Source organism: Vallitalea longa (assembly GCF_027923465.1).
Lineage (GTDB): Bacteria > Bacillota > Clostridia > Lachnospirales > Vallitaleaceae > Vallitalea > Vallitalea longa.
Genome location: NZ_BRLB01000036.1, coordinates 1 through 5232 on the forward strand (window position 1 = coordinate 1; position 5232 = coordinate 5232).

Sequence of the window (5232 nt, forward strand, 5' to 3'; positions counted from 1 at the left end):
TTTCTATACCTTCATATTCCATATCTAGATCAAAGTTAGATAATAAAAGCTTAACCCCACAGTCATCCAACATAAACTGAATCCTTTGACTTGGGTAATTGAAATCCAAAGGTAAGTATGCAGCTCCGGCCTTTAATACTGCAAGTATACCTATAATCATTTCCAGAGACTTATTTGCATTAATTGCAATAATATCACCATGTGTTACCCCTTTTTCTACCAATGATTTTGCAATATAATTGGCTTTATTATTCAATTCACTATAAGTAAGGATCTTACCATCATAATTGACAGCTATTCTATCTCTATATTTTATGGATTGAACTTCAAATAAATCCTGAATTGTTTTATCTCTACTGTATTCAACATAGGTATCATTAAAGGCTTTTACAACTATTTCTTTTTCATCCGTTGATAACATATCAATATATTTTAATTGTACATTCTCATCTTCTGTAACTGTAGACAATATATTCTCGTAATGCTCCATCATTCTTATGATTGTAGCTTCCTTAAACAAGCTGGTACAATAATTGATACTGATCATTATTCTTTCGTCTCTTTCAATTGCCGTCATTGTCAAATCAAATTTGGATATGTTATTCTCATAGTTGTATGGTGTTACCCTTAATCCTTTTTCTTCTATCTCCACTTTCTCAAAGTTTTGCATCGCAAACATGACATCAAAAATGGGGTTCCTGCTAAAATCTCTGGTTATTTCTAGATGATCTACTAATTCTTCAAACTGATAGTTCTGATTTTCATATGCTTGTAATGCTGTTCCTTTTACTTCACCTAAAAATTCCAGAAATGTCTTCTCACCTTCTGGCTTATTCCTCATAGCCAGTGTGTTTACGAACATTCCAATTATTCCTTCTAGATCTATATGTGCTCTTCCTGCTATAGGTGTCCCTACTACAATGTCCTCCTGATTGCTGTACTTGCTTAAGAGTACGTTAAATGCTGCCATTAATATCATGTACATTGTTGTACCTGTATTTTCTGATAGTTTCTTCAATCTCTTCACTACATCTATATTCAGTTCTACTTCAATATCCCTTCCATCATATTTGTTTACCTCTGGTCGAACATAATCTGAAGGCATATTCAATACTGGTATACTTTCTTTAAACATATTCAACCAATATATTTTCTCTTTTTCAAACTCCTTAGTTTCTATCAGTTTGTTTTGCCATTCTGAGTAATCCTTATATTGCCTTGTTAATTGTGGCAATTCCTTTCCACTATAGAATTTCATGAATTCTTCTACTAGTATCTTCATAGATATACCATCGGATATGATATGATGTATATCATACATCAACAGGTTTTTTCCATGTGCTACTTTAATCAATATCACCCTGATTAGTGGTGCTTTATTTAATTCAAAAGGTTTTATAAGTGCCTTAATTGTCTCTTGTATATCCTTTTCTTCTACTTCTATAACTTCCACCCATGCTTCGACTTTGTCATGTATCATCTGTACTGGCTCATCATTCACTATTATGAATGAGGTTCTCAATGTTTCATGTCTGGTCAATAGCTTTTTGTAGGCGTTCTGTAGGCGTTCTTCCTCTATAGTCCCTTCGATTTCTACGATATTTGGTATGTTGTAGCTGGTTGTCCCCACTTCCAGTTGCTGTAGTGTGTATAAGCGTTTTTGTGCTGATGACAGCTGATAGTTATCTTTCTTTTCTGCTATCTCAATTGATTTATATACCTCTTTTTCATTCTTAACAATATATTCACTCAATTCCTTTATGTTTGGACTATTAAAGATTTGACTTAGTGGTATGTTAACACTGAATTTCTTGTGTATTTTACTAGCTAAAACTGTTGCTCTAAGGGAATGACCTCCTAGTTCAAAGAAATTGTCGTTTATACTTATTTTCTTGACACCTAAAACATCCTCCCACAATTTTGTAAGTTTTTCTTCTGTTTGATTTCTTGGTCCTTCATACTCACCGTTCTTGCTTCCTTCGACATTAGGTGTTGGCAATGCTTTCTTGTCAATCTTTCCATTAACTGTTAATGGCATACTTTCTAACCTGATAATAACCGATGGTATCATATAATTCGGTAATACTATCCTAAGATATTCCTTGATTGTATTATCACTTATCTCTTCAGTGGTTGTTACATATGCACACAGATATTTATCTACATCCGTCTCACCTTTTGACACTACCACAGCCTCTTCAATCCTTTTATCTGATAATAACTGACTTTCTATTTCACCCAATTCAATTCTGTAACCTCTTATTTTAACTTGATGATCTGCTCTTCCACAGAATTCTATGTTTCCATCTGGTAACCATCTTGCTAGATCACCCGTCTTATACATTATTTCTCCAGACACATAGGGATTAGGTATGAATCTTTCCCTTGTCAACTGTTCATTATTAAGATACCCTCTTGCTACTCCAGCACCACTTATACACAGTTCTCCTACAATACCTATTGGTTTCAACCTTAAGTTTTTATCTATGATATGTATCTTTACATTATCTAATGCTTTTCCTATAGGTACAGATTCAAGTTTATGCACATCCTTTATTGAGTATCCTGTGGAATATACTGTTGCCTCTGTAGGTCCATATATATTTTCAATATTCGTATCAAGAATAATACTTATTTCTTTTGCCAGCTTAACAGAAAAGGCTTCACCAGCAACCATCACATATTCTAAATGCTTTAATGACCTTTTATTAACTTCATCTAAATGATTCACTAGTACATTTAACATTGAAGGGACGAAATTAATATGAGTTACTTTATGTACGTTTACGGCATTTATTATCCTATTTATATCTTTCTCATCCCCTTGCTTAAGGATGACTAATCGCCCTTTGCTTAATATCCATCCAAATATCTCTACAATTGAAACATCAAACGTAAAGTTTGTTTTCAATAAATAGGCACCATCTTCCTTGACTGGATACTTATCCTGCATAATTGTAACTATATTGTTTAGATTGCAGTGCTCTATCATAACACCTTTAGGTTTTCCTGTTGAACCTGAAGTATATATGACATACGCTAAGTCCCTTCCTTCATTTATGTTTACTGGATTACTGCTGTCTCCCTCATAGAGTTCCTCATTATCTAATTCAATTATCTTATGTTGATATTTCACTTTTTCTCTAATCCATGACTGGGTTAATAGGATTCTGGTTTCACTATTGCCAAGCATGTACTCTATTCTGTTTTGTGGATACTCGGGATCTATTGGCAGATAAGCACCTCCTGCTTTCAATATTCCCATTATACCTACTATCATTTCAAATGACCGTTCTACCATCAATCCTACAATAGAGTCTTTTGTTACACCATATCCTCTTAGCTTTCTTGCTAACTGATTGGCTCTTCTATTCAACTCTTCGTATGTCATATCCTGATCTTCATATATTAATGCTGTTCTTTCATAACTCTCTTCTACCTGCTTTTCAAATATTTCTTGGATTGTTCTATGCTTGTTGTATTTTACATAGGTATCATTAAAGGCTTTTACTACCATTTCCTTTTCATCCGTTGATAGCATATCGATATCTTTTAGTTGTACATTTTCATCTTCTGTGACTATAGACAATATATTCTCGTAATGTTCCATCATTCTCATGATTGTATCTTCCTTGAACAGGCTGGTACAATAATTGATACTGACCATTATTCTTTCGTCTCTTTCTATTGCTGTCATTGTCAAATCAAACTTGGCTACGCTATTCTCATAGTTGTATGGCGTTACCCTTAATCCTTTTTCTTCTATCTCCACCTTCTCAAAGTTTTGCATCGCAAACATGACATCGAAAATAGGGTTCCTACTGAAATCCCTGACTACTTCCAGATGATTCACCAACTCTTCAAACTGATAGTTCTGATTTTCATATGCTTGTAGTGCTGTCTCTTTGACTTCATTTAGAAATTCCAGAAATGTCTTCTCACTTTCCGGTTTGTTCCTCATGGCCAGTGTGTTCACGAACATTCCAATAATTCCTTCCAGATCTATATGTGACCTTCCTGCTATAGGTGTTCCAACTACAATGTCCTCCTGATTGCTGTACTTACTCATGAGTACGTTAAATGCTGCCATTAATATCATGTACATTGTAGTACCTGTATCTCCAGATAGTTTTTTCAATTTTTTCACTACATCAATATTCAGTTCTACTTCAATGTCCCTTCCATCATATTTCTTTACTGCTGGTCGAGTATAGTCAGACGACATATTCAATACTGGTATGTTTCCACTAAACATATCTAGCCAATACGCTTTTTCTTTTTTGAACTCTTTAGATTCTATCAGTTTGTTTTGCCATTCAGAGTAGTCCTTATACTGCCTTGTTAATTGTGGCAATTCCTTTTTGCTATACAGTTTCATGAACTCTTCTACTAGTATCTTCATAGATATACCATCTGATATGATGTGATGGATATCATACATTAACAGGCTTTTTCCATCTGATACTTTAATCAATGTAACCCTGATTAGTGGTGCCTTGTTTAATTCAAAGGGCTTGATAAGTGACTTTATTGTTTCTTGTATATCCTTTTCTTCTATTTCTATGACTTCCACACATGCATCAATTTCGTCATGTATCATCTGCACTGGCTCATCATTCACTATTTCAAATGAAGTTCTAAGTGTTTCATGTCTATCTAATAGCTTCTTAAAGGCGTTTTGTAAGCATTCTTCCTCTATAGTCCCTTGGATTTCTACAATATTCGGTATGTTGTAACTGGTTGTCCCCTCTTCCAATTGCTGTAATGTGTATAAGCGTTTTTGTGCTGAAGATAGAGGGTAATAATCTTTCTTATGGGCTATATCAATAATTTCAATGTCATCATTATGCATAGTTGAAAGAACTTGAGCTATCTGTTTAATTGTTGGCATCAAGAAAATAGTCCTCAATGGAATCGTTTTTTTGAAGCACATATAAATTTGTTTTACCAGAATAGAAGCTCTAAGGGAGTGACCACCTAATTCAAAAAAACTATCGTTTATGCTTATTCTCTTGACACCTAAAATGTCTTCCCATAGTTCAATGAGCTTTTCTTCAATTTCATTCCTTGGTCCTTCATATTTACCGTTTTTGCTTCCTTCAACTTGAGGTGTTGGCAATGCTTTCTTGTCAATCTTTCCATTAATTGTTATTGGCATATTTTCTAACCTGACTATAGCGGATGGTATCATATAATCTGGTAATGCTATACTAAGATTTTCCTTGATCGTAT

At 34.0% G+C, this 5232-nt stretch carries 1 protein-coding gene; it reads right to left on the bottom strand.

Going from position 1 to position 5232, the window contains the following annotated elements; genetic code table 11:
• On the bottom strand, positions 1-5232 hold a 5232-nt coding region (locus QMG30_RS24660; RefSeq protein ID WP_281819884.1), incomplete at both ends, for a non-ribosomal peptide synthetase.